The organism is Burkholderia sp. Ax-1724 (genome assembly GCF_011752995.1).
In the GTDB taxonomy this organism is placed as follows: Bacteria; Pseudomonadota; Gammaproteobacteria; order Burkholderiales; family Burkholderiaceae; genus Paraburkholderia.
The window spans coordinates 117,680-137,653 of sequence record NZ_VWWL01000022.1 but is presented as its reverse complement, the minus strand read 5'-3'; the positions used below and the strand labels follow the sequence as shown (position 1 = coordinate 137,653).

The following is a 19,974-nucleotide window of genomic DNA, read 5'->3' as shown; positions in this document are numbered from 1 at the left end:
CGCCGCATTTTTCGGGCTGCTGCGGCGGGTTTCCACCAGTGCTACCATCGCTTAAAACCCGTCAATATGACGACCCCGGCCCCAGCATTCACAAGATGCCGGGAGCCAGAAAAGTTTTGGTGATCCCAAGCTGAGTGGAGGAGTACACATAATGAATGCCCCGCTAGACGCAGGTCAGCGAGCCTCGCTCGAAGCCGCGTTGTCTTCCGTCACGCTCGACGACAAATACACCCTCGAACGCGGCCGCGCGTACATGAGCGGCATCCAGGCGCTGGTGCGTCTGCCGATGCTGCAACAGGAACGCGACCGCGCCGCCGGCCTCAACACCGCCGGCTTTATCTCCGGCTATCGCGGCTCGCCGCTCGGCGGACTCGACCAGTCGCTGTGGAAGGCGAAAAAGCATCTCGCCGCGCATCAGGTCGTGTTCCAGCCCGGCGTCAACGAAGACCTCGCCGCCACCGCCGTGTGGGGCTCGCAGCAGGTCAATCTGTATCCGAGCGCCAAATACGATGGCGTGTTCTCGATGTGGTACGGCAAGGGCCCCGGCGTCGATCGCTCCGGCGACGTGCTCAAGCACGGCAACTCGGCCGGCTCGTCGCGGCACGGCGGCGTTCTGGTGCTCGCCGGCGACGACCACGCGGCTAAATCCTCGACACTCGCGCACCAGTCCGAGCACCTCTTCAAGGCGTGCGGACTGCCCGTGCTGTTTCCGTCGAACGTGCAGGAATATCTCGACTTCGGCCTGCACGGCTGGGCCATGAGCCGCTACTCGGGCCTCTGGGTCGCGATGAAATGCGTGACCGACGTGGTCGAATCGTCGGCGTCGGTCGATATCGACCCACACCGCACGAGCATCATCCTGCCCGAAGATTTCGTGATGCCCGACGGCGGGCTCAACATCCGCTGGCCCGATCCGCCGCTCGTGCAGGAAGCGCGTCTGCTCGACTACAAGTGGTACGCGGGCCTCGCCTACGTGCGCGCGAACAGACTCGATCGCGTCGAAATCGATTCGCCGCATGCGCGCTTCGGCATCATGACCGGCGGCAAGGCTTATCTCGACGTGCGCCAGGCGCTGACCGACCTCGGCCTCGACGACGAAACCTGCTCGCGCATCGGCATCCGTCTCTACAAGGTCGGCTGCGTGTGGCCGCTCGAAGCGCAAGGCGCGCAGGCCTTCGCGCGCGGTCTCGACGAAATTCTCGTGGTCGAGGAAAAGCGCCAGATCCTCGAATACGCAATCAAGGAAGAGCTGTACAACTGGCCCGACACGCAGCGTCCGCGCGTGTTCGGCAAGTTCGACGAAAAGGACGGCGCGGGCGGCGAATGGTCGGTGCCGATGGGCAACTGGCTGCTGCCGGCTCACTACGAACTGTCGCCCGCGATCATCGCGAAGGCAATCGCCACGCGGCTCGACAAGTTCGATCTGCCGTCGGACGTGCGCGCCCGCATCGCCGCGCGCATCGCGGTAATCGACGCGAAGGAAAAGGCACTCGCGCGCCCGCGCGTCGAAGTCGAGCGCAAGCCGTGGTTCTGCTCGGGCTGCCCGCACAACACCTCGACCAACGTGCCGGAAGGCTCGCGCGCGATGGCCGGCATCGGCTGCCATTACATGACGGTCTGGATGGACCGCAGCACCAGCACGTTCAGCCAGATGGGCGGCGAAGGCGTCGCGTGGATCGGCCAGGCGCCGTTCACGAACGACAAGCACGTGTTCGCCAATCTCGGCGACGGCACCTACTTCCACTCGGGGCTGCTCGCGATTCGCGCGGCGATCGCCTCGAAGGCGAACATTACCTACAAGCTGCTCTACAACGACGCGGTCGCGATGACGGGCGGCCAGCCGGTCGACGGCGTGCTGACCGTGCCGCAGATCACGCATCAGCTGGCCGCCGAAGGCGCGGAGAAAATCGTCATCGTCACCGACGAGCCCGAGAAGTACGCGGCGAACACCGGTCTTGCGCCAGGCGTCGACATTCATCACCGCGACCAGCTCGACGAGGTGCAGCGGCAGTTGCGCGAAATTCCGGGCACTACGATCCTGATCTACGACCAGACCTGCGCGACCGAAAAGCGCCGCCGCCGCAAACGCGGCGCGTATCCCGATCCGGCACGGCGCGTCGTCATCAACGAGGCGGTCTGCGAAGGCTGCGGCGACTGCTCGGTAAAGTCGAACTGCCTGTCGGTCGAACCGCTCGACACCGAGTACGGCACGAAACGCCAGATCAACCAGTCGACCTGCAACAAGGACTTCTCGTGCGTGAACGGCTTCTGCCCGAGCTTCGTCTCCGTTGAAGGCGGGCAGTTGCGCAAGCCGAAGGCAGCGTCGGGCGTCGGCGCCGATGCAATGCCGCCGGTGCCCGAGCCCGAGCTGCCGGCCATCGACCGTCCGTACGGCGTGCTCGTGACGGGCGTCGGCGGCACGGGCGTCGTCACGATCGGCGCGCTGCTCGGCATGGCCGCGCATCTGGAGAACAAGGGCGTCACCGTGCTCGACGTGACCGGCCTCGCGCAGAAAGGCGGCGCCGTGATGAGCCACGTGCAGATCGCGAACCAGCCCGCCGACATCCACGCGACCCGTATCGCGATGGGCGAAGCGAGCCTCGTGATCGGCTGCGATGCGATCGTGACCGCGAGCGCCGATTGCATGTCGCGGATGCAGGACGGCCATACGCGCGTCGTGCTGAACAGCGCGCACACGCCGACCGCCGAACTCATCAAGAACCCGAACTGGCGCTTCCCCGGCAGCAGCACCGAAGCCGACGTGCGCGCCGCGGCCGGCGACGACAACGTCGCGACCGTCGACGCGAATCGCTTCGCGGTCGCGCTGCTCGGTGACGCGATCTACACGAACCCGTTCGTGCTCGGCTACGCCTGGCAGCGCGGCTGGGTGCCGCTCACGTATCAGTCGCTGATTCGCGCGATCGAGCTGAACAACGTGCAGGTCGAGAAAAACCGTGCGGCATTCGAATGGGGCCGGCGCGCCGCGCACGATCTCGCCGAGGTCCGCAAGATCGCGCAAACGCAGGGACGCGCCGACGCGGCGGACAACGCGAGCGGCAAGATCATCGCGCTGCACACGCCGAAGGCACTCGACACGCTGATCGACAAGCGCGCCGACTACCTCGCCGCATGGCAGAACCGCGCCTATGCGGAGCGCTATCGCGCACTGGTCGCGCAGGTGCGGGCGGCCGAAGAAGCGCTCGATTCCATCGACGGCCAGTTGCCGCTCACGGAAGCGGTCGCGAAGAATCTGCACAAGCTGATGGCCTACAAGGACGAATACGAAGTCGCGCGTCTGTATAGCGACCCGGTGTTCATCGAAAAGCTGAATGCGACGTTCGAGGGCGACTGGAAGCTGCATCTGCATCTCGCGCCGCCGACGCTGTCGAAGAAGGACGCGCACGGCCATCTCGTGAAGAAAAAGTACGGCCCGTGGATGTTCCGCGCGATGCACGTGCTCGCGAAACTCAAGTTCCTGCGCGGCACCGCGCTCGACGTGTTCGGCAAGACCGAGGAGCGCCGCACCGAGCGCGCGCTGATCGGCGAATACGAGGCGCTCGTGCGCGAGCTGATCGGCGGACTAACGGCGCAAACCGCAGCGCAAAAGCGCGAGCTTGCGGTCGAGCTCGCGAATCTGCCCGACGGCATTCGCGGATATGGTCACGTGAAGGAGAACAACCTCAAGGGCGTGCGCATCAGATGGAACGAACTGCTCGCGCGTTGGCGCTCGCCGGATGCGGGGAAAACACAGCACGCGGCCTGATCAGCATGCAGGAGCTTTAAGACTGGATCGGAGCCGCCGGGTTGATAAAGGCACGGCCGGTCCCGATTGAAAAAGCGGCGGTCTTCACAGACCGTCGCTTTTTTTCGCCGACAAAAAAACGCCACGGAACCGGAATCCCGTGGCGTCTTGCCGGCGCCGAGGCCGCCGCGAGCGCACTACAGCCGCGCCCGCTTCAACCCGGCAACCTACGCATTACTTCGCGTTTGCCGGCTTGCGCGCATTGGCCGAAGCCACCGCCGTCATGTTGATGATCCGGCGCACGGTCGCGGCCGGCGTCAGGATATGCACCGGCTTCTTCGCGCCGAGCAGGATCGGACCGACCGTCACGCCTTCGCCACCCACGACCTTCAGCAGGTTGTAGGCGATGTTCGCCGCTTCGACGTTCGGCATGATCAGCAGGTTCGCTTCGCCGGCGAGCGTCGTGGCGGGGAATGCCGCCTTGCGGATCGTCTCCGACAGCGCCGCGTCGCCGTGCATTTCACCGTCGATTTCGAGCGACGGCGCGCGTTGCGCGATCAGCTTGCGAGCCTCGGCCATGCGCTTCGACGACGACGACGGCGCGCTGCCGAAGTTCGAGTTCGACAGCAACGCGACCTTCGGCGTGATGCCGAACTTCTCGATTTCACGCGCGGCGAGCATCGTCATGTCGGCGAGTTGCTCGGCGGTCGGCACTTCGTTCACGTACGTGTCGCAGATGAACAGGTTGCGGCCCGGCAGCATCAGCAGGTTCATCGCGGCGAAGTTCTGCACGTCGTCGGCCTTGCCGAGCACCTGGTCGATGAAGTCCAGGTGCGTGTGATACTGGCCGATCATGCCGCAGATCATGCCGTCGGCTTCGCCGAGGCGCACGAGGATCGCGCCGATCAGCGTATTGAACTTGCGCATCGCAGCCTTCGCGACGTCGGGCGTCACGCCTTCGCGCGCGCCGAGTTCGTGATACGCCTGCCAGCTCTTTTGATAGCGCGGATCGTCTTCCGGATCGACGATCTCGACGTCCTCGCCGCACTTAAGCTTCGAGCCCATCTTCTTCAGACGCATCTCGATCACGGACGGACGGCCGACCAGGATCGGCTTCGCGATCTTTTCGAGCAGCACGAATTGCGCGGCACGCAGCACGCGCTCGTCTTCACCTTCTGCGAACACGATGCGCGCCGGCTCCGACTTCGCCGCCGCGAACACCGGACGCATCACCATGCCGGTGCGATAGACGGTCGTGCCGAGCTGTTCGCGATACGCGTCCATGTCCTGAATCGGACGGGTCGCGACGCCCGAGTCCATCGCCGCCTGCGCGACGGCCGGCGCGATCTTGATGATGAGGCGCGGATCGAACGGCTTCGGAATCAGGTATTCCGGGCCGAATTCGAGCGAATGGCCTTCGTAGGCCTTCGCGACTTCATCGCCCTGATCGGTTTCCTCGGCCAGTTCGGCGATCGCGCGCACGCAGGCGAGCTTCATTTCTTCCGTGATCGTGGTTGCGCCGACGTCGAGCGCGCCGCGGAAGATGAACGGGAAGCACAGCACGTTATTGACCTGGTTCGGGTAATCCGAACGGCCGGTCGCGATGATGCAGTCCGGGCGCACCTTGCGCGCTTCTTCCGGACGGATTTCCGGCTCGGGGTTCGCGAGCGCGAGAATCAGCGGCTGCGAACCCATTTCGGCGACCATCTCCGGCTTCAGCACGCCGGCGCTGGAGCAGCCGAGGAACACGTCGGCGCCGCGGATCGCGTCGGAGAGCGAACGCGCGTCGGTGTTGGCCGCGTAACGCTCCTTCGACGGATCGAGGTTGCCGCGGCCTTCGTAGATCACGCCCTTCGAGTCGGTGACGAGAATGTTCTTCTTCGACAGACCGAGGTTGACGAGCAGGTCCAGACACGCAATCGCCGCCGCGCCCGCGCCCGAACAGACGAGCTTCACTTCGTCGAGCTTCTTGCCGACCACCTTCAGGCCGTTGAGAATCGCCGCCGACGCGATGATCGCGGTGCCGTGCTGGTCGTCGTGGAAGACCGGAATCTTCATGCGCTCGCGCAGCTTCTTCTCGATGTAGAAGCACTCGGGCGCCTTGATGTCCTCGAGGTTGATGCCGCCGAGCGTCGGCTCGAGCATCGCGATCGCTTCGACGAGCTTGTCCGGATCGGACTCGTTCAATTCGATGTCGAACACGTCGATGCCGGCGAATTTCTTGAAGAGGCAGCCCTTGCCTTCCATCACCGGCTTCGCGGCGAGCGGACCGATGTTGCCGAGGCCGAGCACCGCCGTGCCATTCGTGATCACGCCGACGAGGTTGCCGCGCGAGGTGTACTTCTGGGCGTCGAGCGGTTCGTCGTAAATCGCCATACAGGCTGCCGCGACGCCCGGCGAATACGCAAGCGACAGGTCGAGCTGGTTCGACAGCGGCTTGGTGGGCGTCACCGAAATCTTGCCAGGTTTCGGATTCTGGTGATAGGCGAGAGCGCTTTGCTTGAGTTGTTCGTCCATTTCTAGGCCTGCGAGACGTAAGTAATTGGGCCCGTCGCAGCACAACGTCGGCGTCGCTTGCATCTGTCGGACGGATAGTCGACCGAGGCGGTTTTCGCATGCGCCGGTTGGCGCAATGGCTTACCTCGACGAAGGACGGGACGACAATGCGGAGTGCTTCGCGGGTCGGTTAGTGTACACCCCGGGTGCGTCGATGCACTGAGTGGTTAACAGGACTAACCACGAGCGAAACAGCGGTTCATAATGCTGCGCCGCCACATGGGTGCGCAGGGCAGGCGGGGCGTCGCGGGGTGTCGCGTTATATCGGCGCGATGTCAGTGTCATGTCGGCGCGCATGCGCGATCGATCCGATGCGCATACGCCGCTCATTCGAGTTCGGCGCCGCGCCGCTCGGGAATCAGAAACAGCGTCGCGAAGATGTCGAGCAGATAAATCGACGCCAGCAGCGCCAGCGCCGCGCCGAACGAATAGCGCGCCGCCAGCGCGCCCACCGCGACCGGCCCGAAGCCGCCGACCGCCCGGCCCGCGTTGAACAGCACGTTCTGCGCCGTCGCCCGCGCCTCGGTCGGATAAAGCTCGGAAATCAGCGCGCCGTAGCCGCCGATCATGCCGTTCACGAACACGCCCATGGCCGCGCCGCCGATCAGGAGCGCGACCGGCGTGGTCAGCTGCGCATAGACGAACACCATCACCACTGCGCCCGCCTGATAGAACAGGAACGTCGGCTTGCGGCCGAAACGGTCCGCGGCGATGCCGAACAGCCAGATGCCGGACGCCATGCCGAGGATCGTCGCGGCGGTCCACAAGCCGGATTGGGTCAGCGAATAGCCGAACGTCTTCGACAGATAACTCGGCAGCCAGATCATCAGGCCGTAATAGCCGAAGTTCTGCACCGAGCAGAGAATCGTCACGCCGATGCTCGCGCGCGTCGTGCGGCCATCGGCGACCAGCAGTTTCAGCGGCAGCTTGCGCATGCCGCGCGCGACGCGCTCGTTGAACAGCGCCGGCTCCTCGACGCGACGGCGCACGAAGAACGACACGGCCGCGGGCAGCAGCCCGAGCGCGAACATGCCGCGCCAGCCGATCACCGGCAGCAGCAGCGGCGTCAGCAAGGCGGCCGCGAGCACGCCGAGCTGCCAGCCGAGCCCGACATACGACGACACCCGCGCCCGAAGCGAGGCCGGCCACGCTTCGGCCACGAGCGTCATGCCGATGCCGAACTCCCCGCCCAGACCAATCCCGGCGATGGTCCGGTAGATCAGCAGATCCGTGTAGCCTTGCGCGAGCGCGCACAGACCGGTGAAGACGGCGAAGATCAGGATCGTCCACGTGAGCATGCGCACGCGCCCGAAGTAGTCGCTCAACACGCCGAAGATCACGCCGCCCGCGACCGCGCCGATCAGCGTCCACGTGACGAGCGCACCCGCCTGCGCCGAGCTCAGGTGCAGGTCGACGGCGATCACCGGCAGCATGAAGCCGAGGATCAGCAGATCGAAGCCGTCCATCGCATAACCGAGCACCGACGCGAGCAGCGCGCGGCCCGCATAGCCCTGTTTCGCGGGGGAGCCGGTATCGGTGACGGAGGCGGGAGGAGCGGCGTTCATTGAAAGCATTCCGTAGGTCGAAAGGCGGCTCGCGCGAGGCAGCGCCCAGGAGAAAGTCGCGTGAGTGTAAAGGCGGCCAGGGCCGGTCACAAGACAACCGGGCAGACGAGGTGGCCCGCCACGCGTCGCTTGCACCATCGGTCCCACCTCTGCGAGGGCCGTCCGAAGACCTCGGCGAAGCGCGCCTCGCGCGGCCATCGGGCGCGCAAGCAGGCGCACCGCCGGACGCACGATCAGGCACACGAGCGCCCGGCGCCGCGCACGACTTCCCCCTCGGGAAGACCCATTTCGGGTAAAATAGCCGCCCACGCGCGCAGCAAAAAACGGCCTGTACGTACGCCGCAATCCCGTACGCCACTCGCCGGATACGTATTCCGCCCGACATGGCGCGGCCTGCCCCGCTTGCTGCGCCACCGGGCCATGCGCCCGCTTCTCCCCCGCTCACTCCGAAGGACCCGCCCATGACGACAGGCTTCGATCGCCAGACGATCTCCGACACCACCGCCAAGATGCTGCTCGAAGTGCAAGCAGTGCATTTCAACGCGGAGAAACCGTATATCTTCACGTCCGGCTGGGCGAGCCCGGTTTATATCGACTGCCGCAAGCTGATCTCGTATCCGCGCGTGCGCCGCGGCCTGATGGAAATGGCCGAATCGACGATCTTGCGCGATGTCGGCTATGAGCAGATCGACGCGGTCGCCGGCGGCGAGACCGCGGGCATCCCGTTCGCGGCATGGCTCTCCGATCGCCTGATGGTGCCGATGCAATACGTGCGCAAGAAGCCGAAGGGCTTCGGCCGCAATGCGCAGATCGAGGGTCTGCTGACCGAAGGCCAGCGCGTGCTGCTCGTCGAAGACCTGACCACGGACAGCCGCAGCAAGATCAACTTCATCAATGCGCTGCGTACCGCCGGCGCCACGGTGAACCACTGCTTCGTGCTGTTCCACTACAACATCTTCAAGGAAAGCGTGTCGGTGCTGAAAGACATCGACGTCGATCTGCACGCGCTCGCTACGTGGTGGGACGTGTTGCGCGTCGCGAAGGCAAACAGCTACTTCGACACGAAGACGATCGACGAAGTGGAAAAATTCCTGCACGCACCGGCCGAATGGTCGGCAGCGCACGGCGGCGCCACGTCCACGCCGCAATAAGCGCGTTCGCATCATGCGGTGAATACGCGATTAATGCGCAATAAATAAAAAAAGCCGCCTGTCTCTCGACAGGCGGCTTTTTTTTCGCTCACTCGAATCGTGCGCGAAATCAGGATTCGTCGGCGACGTCGTCGCTCGAATGCGACGACAGATTCAGCAAGCCATTGCTCTGCGCATACTGGAACAGTTCCGAATCCCGCTCGATACCGAGCTTGCGCATCGCCGTATTCTTCTGCGTGCTGATCGTTTTGATGCTGCGGTTCAGGAGTTCGGAGATTTCCTTGATCGTCATGCCTGACACGAACAGACGCACGACTTCCAGCTCGCGTGCGGACAGCATCACTTCAGCATGCCTGCCGCGCGAATTGATTCGCAATGCATCGAGCGCCGCTTTGACGGATGGACTCATATACCCGAGCTTGCCGAGGACGTGCTGTACTGCGCGCCCGATATGGCTGAGATCGTCCGACTTGTTGACGACCGCCGTTACGCCCAGCTCGCCGAGCCGCCTGAGCAGCGCGACATTCTCAAGCATGGTGAGCACGACGATTGGGAGTACCGGAAAGTTGCGGCGTAGATAGCCGATCAGTTGCAGGCCGTCGCCGTATTGACCGCCGGGCATCGCGAGGTCGGTGACGAGCACGTCGCAGGCGGTGGTTTGCAAAATCCTGACAAGATCCGTTGACTGCCGCGCACGCCCCACGACCCGCAGACCGGGAAACTTGTGCAACGCATGCTCCGCACCAAACAGAATGACCGGATGGTCATCCGCAACCACGACCCTGAATGAACCTTGCATCGCCCCTCTTTGTACGGATAAACCGGTCTCCATGACTTCAAACGCTTTTTCTATGCTGACGACTCCAACGGGTAAAACGCAGCAAGAGTCACGCGGCAATAATGTGTCCCACTATATCTGATTTCCCTCGGCGAATTCCGCAAGTTGCGAACAATCATGCATCGCAGAGCTAATGTTAGTAGACTTGATTCGACCTTGGGGCACGATTAAGGACAACAACCATCGCGAGGACCCGCGCCTCGCGCCCTGACAGGAGAACCCGCACATGCGCGTGCGTTGCCTGGCTGTTTCGCTGGCTTCACCGTGGTGGCGTCGATCGCGCTTCATCCGCGCGATGCTCGGGCTCATGCTGTGCGTGGCGCATGGCTCGCACGCGCAGGCCGACGGAACGTTTACGCTGACGAGCGCGAGTCTCCGCGCGGGCGGCACCGTGCAGGCCGCCCAGGTTTTCGATCAGAGCGACTGCAAAGGCGGCAACCGCTCGCCGCAACTGACGTGGCACAACGCACCGGCCGGCACGCGCAGCTTCGCGGTCTCGATGTTCGACGAAGATGCGCCGGGGCGCGGCTGGTGGCACTGGGCCGTGGCGGGCATTCCCGCCAGCGTCGACGGCTTGCCCGAAAATGCGAGTTCTTCCGGTTTCCTGAGGAAGCTCGGCGCGGTCGAAGCGCGCAACGACTTCGATACCGACGGTTATGGCGGCCCATGTCCGCCGCCCGGCAAATCGCATCGCTACGTCATCACCGTGTATGCGCTGAACTCGGCCGATCTGCGGCTCGCGCAAGGACGCCCCGCGCTGATGTTCGATCATGAGATCGGCACGGCGACGATCGGCAGCGCGCGGCTCGTCGTCACTTACGGGCGCTAGGCACGGGCATCGTTCGTTGCGCCGCTGCGGCGCATCTGCCGCGAACCGCCCCGCAACAGCGCTCAACAGGTCACGCTCGTGTCACGTTCGGCGCGCATCGTCGTTTTTTCGCGCTGTTTTGCACGTCCATGGCGCCGAGGTCTTAAAATATAACGTTCCGGCGCGACGACGCGCCCCGTTTCCAGCGAGTGAGATCGAGATGAGCACGAAAGTTTTTGTCGACGGACAGGAAGGCACGACCGGCCTGAAGATTTTTGAATACCTGTCGCAGCGCGCCGACGTTGAAATCCTGCGTATCGAAGAAGCGAAGCGCAAGGACCTCGACGAGCGCCGTCGTCTCATCAACGCATCGGACGTCACGTTCCTCTGCCTGCCCGATGTCGCCTCGCGCGAATCCGCTTCGCTCGTCGAAAACGACCACACCGTGCTGATCGACGCGAGCACCGCGTTCCGCACCTCACCGGACTGGGCCTACGGCCTGCCCGAGCTGGCCCGCTCGCAGCGCGAACGTCTGCGCACCGCCAAACGCATCGCCGTGCCGGGCTGCCACGCCTCGGCTTTCGTGCTCGCGATGCGTCCGCTCGTCGAAGGCGGCGTCGTGTCGCCCGAGTTCGCCGCGCATTCGTATTCGATCACCGGCTACAGCGGCGGCGGCAAGAAGATGATTGCCGACTACGAAGCAGGCGGCAATGACAGGCTCAAGAGCCCGCGTCCGTATGCGCTCGGTCTCACGCACAAGCATCTGCCGGAAATGGCCGCGCACACCGGCCTGAAAACCGCACCGATCTTCACGCCGATCGTCGGCGGCTTCTACAAGGGTCTCGCGGTCACCACGTACTTCTCGCTGGGTCAGCTTGCGAAGAAGGCCACGCCGCAGGACGTGCTGGCACTGTTCGCCGAGTACTACGCGGGCGAGACGTTCGTACACGTCGCGCCGTTCGATGCCGATGCGAATCTCGACAGCGGCTTCTTCGACGTGCAGGCGAACAACGACACCAATCGCGTCGACCTGTTCGTGTTCGGCAACGAAGAGCGCTTCGTGACCGTCGCGCGTCTGGACAACCTCGGCAAGGGCGCATCGGGCGCGGCGATCCAGTGCATGAACCTCGCGATCGGCGCGGCTGAAGACACCGGCTTGAAACGCTAAGCGGCTCGCCCCACGGGCGCCGCGCCACGATCAGAGGCGCGCCCGCAACCGCTTCGAAAGCCGGTCCAGACAGACCGGCTTTTCTGTTTTAAAAGCCCGTCAATCCGAATTCGCGCGAAAAGCTAATTGGTAGTAGCCCGTATTACTTGAAATATAAAAACCGGAATAGCGCATCCGATCGTTAAACCGGACTGCCGTCCGGGCTCCGGTAATTCATGCGTTCAATTGCATTGTTCAGCATAGTTTTCCGCCTGGGGAAACTCCGGATTTTTTTGCGAACGCTCGTGCCAGGATCATAGAGCCTTTTTGCCGCAACGCTTGCCCAACAAGGGAGTGCGACGAAGCAACGCTGCCGCGTCCGGCGCGAAAAATCCTTTTCCGTTTAAAAGGACCGCAAGTGTCCATGCAGTGCGCGTGCGCTGAAATTCGTGCTGTTTGAATCAGCCTTTTTAGACGGCTCATTCAATTGACAGCGATTAAACGCACAGCAAAATGACTCCGCACAATTACATGAAGGGAGACAGCAGCATGTCGCACGCCATGACCCGCGGCCTGGCAATGGCCATTGCCACAGCGCCATTCCTGATTGCCTGCGGCGGCGGCAACGCCGACAGTCCGGGCCCCGTCAACCCGCCGCAATGCTCGGGGGCGAGCTGCGGCCCCCAGGGGGCGCCGACGCCTGCGGCGAGCACGGCCACGCTGTGTCCCGATACCGGCGACATCGTCAAGAGCACCTACCTCGGTGGCGCCGGCAGCGGCGAAATCGTGCAGCTGAACATCGACGCAACGGCGATGACCTACACGCTCAAATGGCTCGAGTCGCCAATCCCGCTCACGAGCGCGAGCGTTTCGATCACGCGCAAGGGCACGCAGATCACCGGCGCGGTGATTCATCCGCCCACCGGCATGCTGCCGACCGCCGAGCAGACGCGCTGCGCATTCATTCTCGGCGCGGGCAGCGGCACCGCGTCGGACGGCACGACCTACACGACGCCGGACTTCGTCAACAACCCGAATCCGCCGATGATCCTGATCGGCAAGGGTGTCGCGGGCGGCGGCATTCCCGGGGCTACGGTCGAATACGCGGGCGTCACGATCATTCCGGGCGTCCTGACCCTTGGCACGGTCAACAAGCGGCACTTCGACTTCTATCCGTTCCTCGGCTTCGCGAGCACAACCACCGACATCACGAAACTGCCCGGCACCTACAACGGCCTGCTCTATCACCTTTCGCCGACGGCCAACTACGAAACCGTCGCGACGAACTCGCTTGAAACGTTCGACGCGAGCGGCAACTGCACGTCGTCGAGTTCGGCGGGCTGCCTGTCCACCGGCAACGCGCTGACGCTCAACAGCAACGGCTACTTCGACAGCACGAACCCGCCGCAGATCGTGCCGAGCACCGGCGGGACCAGCAATCCGTTCCGCACCGGCAACTTCGGCACCGCGCACATGATCCTCGGCCAGCTCAACGGCGCGACGGTTCCGCTCGTGGTTCGCACCGGCTACGTCGATACCAGCAACCTGCTGACCGCCAAGGTCGACGACGAATCGGGCATCGCGATGCTCGCCGCGGCGACCCCGCTCGCCTCGGGCGGTTTCGACGGCGGCTACGTCGGCGCCGACTCGAACTTCAAGTACACGGCGACGCTCGTGCAAGGCGCGGCCGCGACCTTCCTCAACCCCTCGACGTCCGCCGCGGAAAGCTCGATCGGGCTGAGCTACGGCGCATCGAGCCCCGGCCTCGTCGACGTTCAGGACAGCAACGGCAAGACCGGCCTCGCGATCGCCTCGGGCGGCTTGTACGCGATCGTGGTGCAGGGCGCGGAAAACGGCGGCATCACGCCGACCTCGGCCAACGCGGACACCCCGAGCGCACCGTACTTCGGCATCGGCGCGCAGATCAGCAAATAGCCGCAGCACTCACGCGCAAAGGTCAGAACGAAGGCGGCGGCGCAGCGCAATCACCCGGCGGCGGCTCACGGCACGGCCGGGACATATCAGCAGAACGTGGCCGGAATGGGAGCCGACCGCATACAACGAGAACATCAGGGAGGCAGTATGAATTGGAGAATCGTTTCGGTGCTTGCTCTTTGCGCACCGATGCTGGGCGCGTGCGGCGGTGGCGGCGGCGGAAGCGGCGACGGACCGGTGACCGAAGCCCGGCTGTGTCCTTCCTCGCTCGACTACGGCACGGTCTTCACGGGCGGCGGCGGCGACGGCGAACTCGTCAAGCTGCAGCTCGATACGACGAAGATGACGTGGCAGATCAGCTACATCCAGTCGTCGATCCCCGCCGCCACCGGCACTGTGGTCCCGACGCGCGCGGGACAGACCGCGAGCGGCACGCTGACCCAGGAAACGCTCCTGCCGACCAGCAAGCTCAACCAGTGCGCGTTCCGCCTGAACGGCGCGAGCCTCGACGCCAGCCGTCCGGCGCGGATTTTCGTCGGCGAGGGCGTGGCGGGCGGCACAATCCCCGGTGCGGAAATCTCGTTCGCGGGCGTGCTCGGCGTCGGCGCGGTGCCCGACACCACGTTCCCGTACTACCCGTTCATCGGCTTCTCGTCGATCGAGACGAATCTTTCGGCCGTCGCGGGCACCTACAACCAGGTCGGCTATCACCAGGTGCCGTCGCAAAACTTCGCGCCGGTCGCGGTCGATTCGAAGATCACGATCAACGCCGACGGCACGTGGAGCGAGTGCGACAACACCGGCATCAACGCGGGCACGTGCCAGCAGCCCGGCGGCAACTTCCCGACCGCGGCCGACGGCAGCGGCGCATTCGAAACCGATCACTTCCTCGGCCAGGCAAAGCCGACGCTCGCGACGACCGCCGAGGGACGCGGCTACATGATCGTCGGCAAGCTGCGCGGTCAGCTGGTGCCGATCCTCGTGCGCACCGGTGCGGCCAATCCGTCGCCGACCCAGACGGTCAACGGCGCGGCCGGTCCGTACGCCGACGACGAATCGGGCATCTCGATCCTGTCGCCGCAAACCGCGACCACGGTGAACGCGCAGAACGGCGAGTACATCGGCGTGGATAGCCAGTTCGACTACCGCACCACTGCGCTCGAAGGCAGCGAGGCCACCCTGCTCGATCCGTTCAACGCGTCGCAAGCCTCGCTCGCGACCGCGCTGAATCTGGACTTCACGCAGACCGTGCCGGGCGTCGTGACGACCACCCAGGTGGGCGCGTCGACGGGCACCAAGCCGACCGGAAAGATGATCTTCACGGGCGGCGTGTTCGGCTACCTCGACATGACCAACGCCGCCTCACCGTACTTCACGATCGGCGCGTTCGTCCAGTGACGAGCGCCGCATGCAGCGCCGTCATGACCGAGGGCGCCGCATGCCGGCCTCCGGCCCCGCGAGCATCGCGCGACGCGGCGGCCGGAGCCCCACGAACATCCCGCGCAGCGGCCGGGCCCATGCCCTTCGCCACCCGCAGCCGCCCGCCGCGCACGTGAGCCGCGCGGGCGCCAGAGGAGAAACACGATGAAAAAATTCTGTCTCGCGATACTGGCGACGCTGCTGTCGGCCAGTGCATACGCCCAGCATGCGGGCGACAACGTCGCCGTGCTCGGCTGGTTCCATGTGATGCCGCAGGATTCGAGCACGCCGCTCACGACCAACGTCGCGCCGACACCGATCAACACGCCGCTGCGTCTGCCGAACACGTTCACGTCGGCGGGCACGGGCCTGTCGACCAACAGCGCCAACACGGTCGGCCTCGTGTTCAGCCATTACCTGACCGACCACATTGCCGTGACGACGGTGGCGGGCGTGCCGCCGACGTTCAAGATCTACGGCCACGGCACGATCAAGCCGCCGGGACCGGCCGGCGCGCTCGGGCAGCAGGATCTCGGCGATCCGCAGGCCAATCCGATCGTGAAGAGCGTGCGCCAGTGGAGCCCGGCGCTGCTGTTCCAGTACTACTTCAACGAGCCGACCGCGAAGCTGCGGCCGTTCGTCGGCATCGGCGTGTCCTACAACTGGTTCTCGGATGTCCAGCTCAGCAACGGCTTCGTGCAATCGACGCAGAACAACCTCGGCGCGGTGCTCGCGGCCGGCGCGGGCAAGCCGGGGCAGACGCAGGTCTCGGCGAAGGCGTCGTCGTCGTGGGCGCCGGTGTTCAACGCGGGGCTCGCGTACAACATCACCGATCACTGGGGGCTCGTCGCGTCGGTGACCTATATTCCGCTGAAGACGACGTCGTCGGTCATCATCAAGGCGGCGGACGGCACGGAGCTCGGGGTGTCGAAGGCCGATCTGAGCGCCGATCCGATCATTTCCTTCCTGGCCGTGTCGTATAAATTCTGAATTCGGTTCCGGTGCGGCGAGGCGTACGGCCGGGCGCCAGAAACGACAAAGCCGACGGTCCCTGTGCACGGGACCGTCGGCTTTTTTGTTCGCATCGACTGCAGGATTGCGCCGCCGCTTCGGCGTCGCGCGGCAAATTCAGGGCAAAAAAAAGCCCGCCTAGGTTGGCGGGCTGAATCCATATCAGAGGAGACATGGAGGAGACAAGACGTACTATAGCAAACCACCTGGTGCGTCGCAACATGAAAATTAGGGTTGACCCTCAATGTCGCATAAACGCAACAATTACGTTCGCTATCGCCTGTATAGCTCCCCTCGCCTGTTGACAGAACAGACGCCTAGTGGCGCACCAGCGCCATCATCGCGCCGAAACCGACGAACACGCCGCCCGTCAGCCGGTTGAACATACGCGCGACGCTGCGGCTCTTCAGCTTCGCGCCGATGCGCGTGCCGAAGCCCGCATACACGAAATACCAGCTCACATCGATCGCCGCGAAAGTCGCGACGAGCACGCCGAACTGCGGCAGCTTCGGCAACGCGGGATCGATGAATTGCGGCAGCAGCGCGGCCGCGAACATGATCGCCTTCGGATTGCTGCTCGAGACGAGAAAACCGTTGCGAAACAGTGAGAAACGCGAACGCACCGGACGCGCCGAGAGTTCGTCGACGTTCGGCGCGGCGGCGTCTGCCGACGCGCGCCACGCCTTGATGCCGAGATAGACAAGGTAGGCCGCGCCGATCATGCGCAGCGCGTCGAACATCGCCGGCCACGCGGAGAGAAACACGCCGAGCCCCGCCGCCGATACTGCCAGCATCAGCACCAGCGCCGACAGGCAACCGGCCATGGTCGCGCTGGCGCGGCGCAAACCGTGCTGGGCGCCGTGCGTCATCACGAGCAGCGTGTTCGGACCGGGAATCGAGGAAATCACGAAAACGGTGGCAACGTACAAGCACCAGGTATGTAGAGTCATCGGAATGGAAGCAGAAGAAGCGGGCGGGCTATTATGCCCGCTACCCGATGCGACCCTGCTCGACTCCGGCAAACCGCAAGGGAGCGTCAGCGCGCTAACGGCCTCAGCGGCCGGCGCGGCGCGTCGCGACCTGGCCCAGCACCGCGAAGTCCTTCTCGCCGTCGCCATGCGCAATGGCTTCAATCAGGCTGTCGCGCACCACGCTGGCGACCGGCATCGGCGTCGTCACGGCATCGGCGGCGGCGAGCGCGAGACGCAGGTCCTTCAGACCGAGCCGCGCCTTGAATAGCGCCGGCTCGAAGCGCTGCTCGGCGATCAGCTTGCCGTAACCCGAGTACACCGGCCCCTGGAACAGGCCGCTCGTGATCACGTCGAGGAAGTCCTGCATCGCGAGGCCGTGGCCGGTCACGAGCGCGGCCGCTTCGCCGAGCGTCTCGATCGCCGCGCCGAGCATGAAATTCGCGGCGAGCTTCATCACGTTCGCCTGCTGCGGCAGCGAGCCGATGCGCCAGGTCTTCTGGCCGAGCACATCGAAAATCGGCTGGAGCCGGTCGATCGATTCCGCCGGACCGCCCGCGACGATCGTCAGCTTGCCCGCGGCCGCGACGTCGGACCGCCCGAGCACCGGCGCGGCCACGTAGTGAATGCCGCGCGACGCATGCGCGGTCGCCAGTTCCTCGGCGAGCGCAACCGAGATCGTGGCCATGTTCGCGTGGATCAGCCCGCGCGGTGCATGTTCGAGCAGCGACGCGGTGATGACCTCGCGCAGCGCGGCATCGTCGGCGAGCATCGAGAACACGGCGTCGCCTGCAAACGCTTCAGCCGGCGTCGCGACGATTTGCGCGCCCTGCCCAGCCAGCGCCTGCGCCTTTTCCGGCGAGCGGTTCCACACGCGCACCTGGTGGCCCGCTTTCAGAATGTTTTCAGCCATCGCGGCACCCATCTCGCCGAGGCCGATAAAACCGATGTCCATCTATTGCTCCGTCTTCTAAAGAACCCGAAGTAGAGCACACTCATGCGACACGCGCAGGACAACAAGCAATACGGCGGGCAGCACAGCGAACCACGCGAGCGGTGCGATACTGCTCGCATGGTCACCGCGACATTCCGCTTCTACGAGGAGCTGAACGACTTTCTCGCCCGGCCGCTGCGCCGGCGCGAGTTCGCCTGCGTCTGCGCGCGCGGCGCGACGGCCAAGCACATGATCGAAGTGCTCGGCGTGCCGCATACCGAGGTCGAGCTGATTCTCGTGAATGGCGAATCGGTCGGTTTCAATCACCTGCTCGCGGAAAGCGACCGCGTCGCCGTCTATCCGAAGTTCGAAGCGCTCGACATTCAACCGTTGCTGCGCGTGCGCGAACGGCCGCTGCGCGTGACGCGCTTCATCGCCGACGCGCACCTCGGCGGCCTTGCACCGCTTCTGCGCCTTGCCGGTTTCGATACGCTCTACGACAACCACTATCCGGACGCCGACATCGAAGCGCTCGCCGCCGCGCAGCAGCGCATCGTGCTGACGCGCGACCGCGAGCTGCTGAAACGCCGCAACATCACGCATGGCTGCTACGTGCGCGCGCTGCGGCCGCGCGAGCAGTTTCGCGAAGTATTCGAGCGGCTCGATCTCGCGCGCAGCGTGCAGCCGTTTCGTTTGTGCCTGATGTGCAATGCGCCGCTGCGGCGCATTGCACGAGAAGAGGTCGGCCCGCGCGCGCCGCGCGGTGTGCTGCAGCGGCATAGCCGCTTCGTCACCTGCGACGTGTGCGAGCGCGTGTTCTGGGAAGGCACGCATTGGCAGAAAATGCGCGCATTGATCGACAGTGTTGCGACGGGAACGTCGGATCGCTCCGGCTAAGGGCGCGCTGCGTACAATGCTGGATTACCTATTTCGCAGAGGCCTTCCAGATGGCGATGAAAAAAACCGACCTTGAAAAGAACAAGGCACTGAAACTGAACAACGCAATGAAGCAAGCGGGCGTCGGCCGGGGCGGCACAGGTCTCGCGGCCGAGCCGAAGATCGACCGGCGCGAGCAACGCAAGCTCGATCAGGCGCAGGGCCTCGTTCCATTCGCGTGCAAGCTGAACAGCGAACTCGCGGAAGAACTGAAAACGCGCGCCGCCGCGCATCCGGACGGCATGAACGGCCTGCTGGACCAAATCATCCGACGCGGCCTCGCGGGCTGACGCCGAACCGCGCGCGTCGACACGCTCGCGGCGCACGGTTCGCGCGAATGCCGGGCCGGAACGCGAACCCGTCGCGCATGCAAAAAGGCCAGAGCACAAGCTCTGGCCTTTTTGCTGGCAACGCCTTGCCGCACCCGACTGCGACGGCCCGCTAACGGCCCGGTGCAACGGTACGGCACGCGTGCCCGACGAACGGGCGTCAACTTAGTTCGTCGCACCCTTGTCGTTCGTGCCGGCTGCCGACGCTGCGGCAGCAACCGGAGCGCGCTTGCCGTGGGTCTTCAGCTTCTTGATGTGATGCTTCTTCGGTGCAGGAGCGGCAGCAGCCGGCGCAGCGGCTGCGTCGGATGCCTGTGCGAATGCCTGAACCGAAACCAGCGCGATCGAAGCAGCTGCGAGCGAGACGATAACTTTTTTCATATGTTGTTCCCCAAACCGGACGACTGAGTCGAATGTGAAAGAAGACACCTGCACGGTAGAGCAGACAGGGCTTCACGGCGCCTTTTACTCCCCGCGAAAGAGTATTACCCAAGCGTAGGCGGTTTGTCATGCCCAAAACTCAATATGTATTTTCTGGGAGACAACGAGCTTTCGTGATGCTTTCACCCATCCTGAATAACGCACCAGGGACAACACCAGGCCGTTCGCCACAAAGCTCGCCGATTCAAACAGGG

The 19,974-nt window shown here is 64.5% G+C and carries 15 protein-coding genes; 9 read left to right on the top strand and 6 right to left on the bottom strand.

Annotated elements, in window-relative coordinates; all coding sequences use genetic code 11:
- The first annotated feature begins 151 nt into the window (after positions 1-151).
- Positions 152-3,763, top strand: coding sequence for an indolepyruvate ferredoxin oxidoreductase family protein (locus F3J19_RS24930; RefSeq protein WP_167047577.1), 3,612 nt, complete (start codon positions 152-154; stop codon positions 3,761-3,763).
- Between the two features lie 213 nt (positions 3,764-3,976).
- Here the strand turns inward: F3J19_RS24930 and F3J19_RS24925 are convergent, their stop codons facing one another.
- Positions 3,977-6,259 (bottom strand): NADP-dependent malic enzyme, encoded by a 2,283-nt coding sequence (locus tag F3J19_RS24925; protein ID WP_167047574.1) that lies wholly within the window; start codon positions 6,257-6,259, stop codon positions 3,977-3,979.
- Between the two features lie 365 nt (positions 6,260-6,624).
- Positions 6,625-7,863: an MFS transporter gene (locus F3J19_RS24920; protein WP_167047571.1), complete on the bottom strand. Its 1,239-nt coding sequence runs from the start codon at positions 7,861-7,863 to the stop codon at positions 6,625-6,627.
- Positions 7,864-8,324: 461 nt separating this feature from the next.
- Between F3J19_RS24920 and F3J19_RS24910 the strand changes: the two genes are divergently transcribed.
- Entirely contained in the window at positions 8,325-9,014 is a 690-nt protein-coding gene (locus F3J19_RS24910; protein ID WP_167047568.1) for an orotate phosphoribosyltransferase, read from the top strand.
- Positions 9,015-9,123: 109 nt separating this feature from the next.
- Here the strand turns inward: F3J19_RS24910 and F3J19_RS24905 are convergent, their stop codons facing one another.
- Positions 9,124-9,813: a response regulator gene (locus F3J19_RS24905; protein WP_167047565.1), complete on the bottom strand. Its 690-nt coding sequence runs from the start codon at positions 9,811-9,813 to the stop codon at positions 9,124-9,126.
- A 265-nt stretch (positions 9,814-10,078) separates the two neighbouring features.
- On the opposite strand from F3J19_RS24905, the gene F3J19_RS24900 reads away from it, so the two are divergent.
- The 5 genes from F3J19_RS24900 to F3J19_RS24880 all read left to right on the top strand — a co-directional run bounded on the left by F3J19_RS24900 (position 10,079) and on the right by F3J19_RS24880 (position 16,151).
- Entirely contained in the window at positions 10,079-10,681 is a 603-nt protein-coding gene (locus F3J19_RS24900) for a YbhB/YbcL family Raf kinase inhibitor-like protein (RefSeq protein WP_167047562.1), read from the top strand.
- A 199-nt stretch (positions 10,682-10,880) separates the two neighbouring features.
- Positions 10,881-11,828, top strand: a complete 948-nt coding sequence (argC, locus tag F3J19_RS24895) for an N-acetyl-gamma-glutamyl-phosphate reductase (RefSeq protein ID WP_167047559.1) — start codon at positions 10,881-10,883, stop codon at positions 11,826-11,828.
- Positions 11,829-12,356: 528 nt separating this feature from the next.
- A complete protein-coding gene (locus tag F3J19_RS24890; RefSeq protein WP_167047556.1) occupies positions 12,357-13,742 on the top strand; it encodes a DUF2957 domain-containing protein in 1,386 nt (461 codons plus the stop codon).
- 147 nt (positions 13,743-13,889) lie between these two features.
- The gene (locus F3J19_RS24885; protein ID WP_167047553.1) at positions 13,890-15,140 is read left to right on the top strand and encodes a DUF2957 domain-containing protein; all 1,251 of its coding nucleotides are present in this window, start codon (positions 13,890-13,892) and stop codon (positions 15,138-15,140) included.
- Between the two features lie 186 nt (positions 15,141-15,326).
- The gene (locus tag F3J19_RS24880) at positions 15,327-16,151 is read left to right on the top strand and encodes an OmpW family protein (RefSeq protein WP_167047550.1); all 825 of its coding nucleotides are present in this window, start codon (positions 15,327-15,329) and stop codon (positions 16,149-16,151) included.
- A gap of 338 nt (positions 16,152-16,489) precedes the next feature.
- Here F3J19_RS24880 and F3J19_RS24875 read toward each other — a convergent pair whose 3' ends face one another.
- On the bottom strand, positions 16,490-17,122 hold the full coding sequence (locus F3J19_RS24875) for a LysE family translocator (RefSeq protein WP_167047547.1): 633 nt from the start codon (positions 17,120-17,122) through the stop codon (positions 16,490-16,492).
- Positions 17,123-17,225: 103 nt separating this feature from the next.
- The gene (locus F3J19_RS24870; RefSeq protein WP_167047544.1) at positions 17,226-18,095 is read right to left on the bottom strand and encodes an NAD(P)-dependent oxidoreductase; all 870 of its coding nucleotides are present in this window, start codon (positions 18,093-18,095) and stop codon (positions 17,226-17,228) included.
- Positions 18,096-18,212: 117 nt separating this feature from the next.
- Between F3J19_RS24870 and F3J19_RS24865 the strand changes: the two genes are divergently transcribed.
- Both F3J19_RS24865 and F3J19_RS24860 read left to right on the top strand, forming a co-directional pair.
- Positions 18,213-18,971 (top strand): Mut7-C RNAse domain-containing protein, encoded by a 759-nt coding sequence (locus F3J19_RS24865; protein WP_167047541.1) that lies wholly within the window; start codon positions 18,213-18,215, stop codon positions 18,969-18,971.
- 50 nt (positions 18,972-19,021) lie between these two features.
- A complete protein-coding gene (locus F3J19_RS24860) occupies positions 19,022-19,300 on the top strand; it encodes a hypothetical protein (RefSeq protein ID WP_167047538.1) in 279 nt (92 codons plus the stop codon).
- 204 nt (positions 19,301-19,504) lie between these two features.
- On the opposite strand, the gene F3J19_RS24855 is transcribed toward F3J19_RS24860, so the two are convergent.
- The gene (locus F3J19_RS24855) at positions 19,505-19,720 is read right to left on the bottom strand and encodes a hypothetical protein (RefSeq protein ID WP_167047535.1); all 216 of its coding nucleotides are present in this window, start codon (positions 19,718-19,720) and stop codon (positions 19,505-19,507) included.
- Positions 19,721-19,974: the final 254 nt, after the last annotated feature.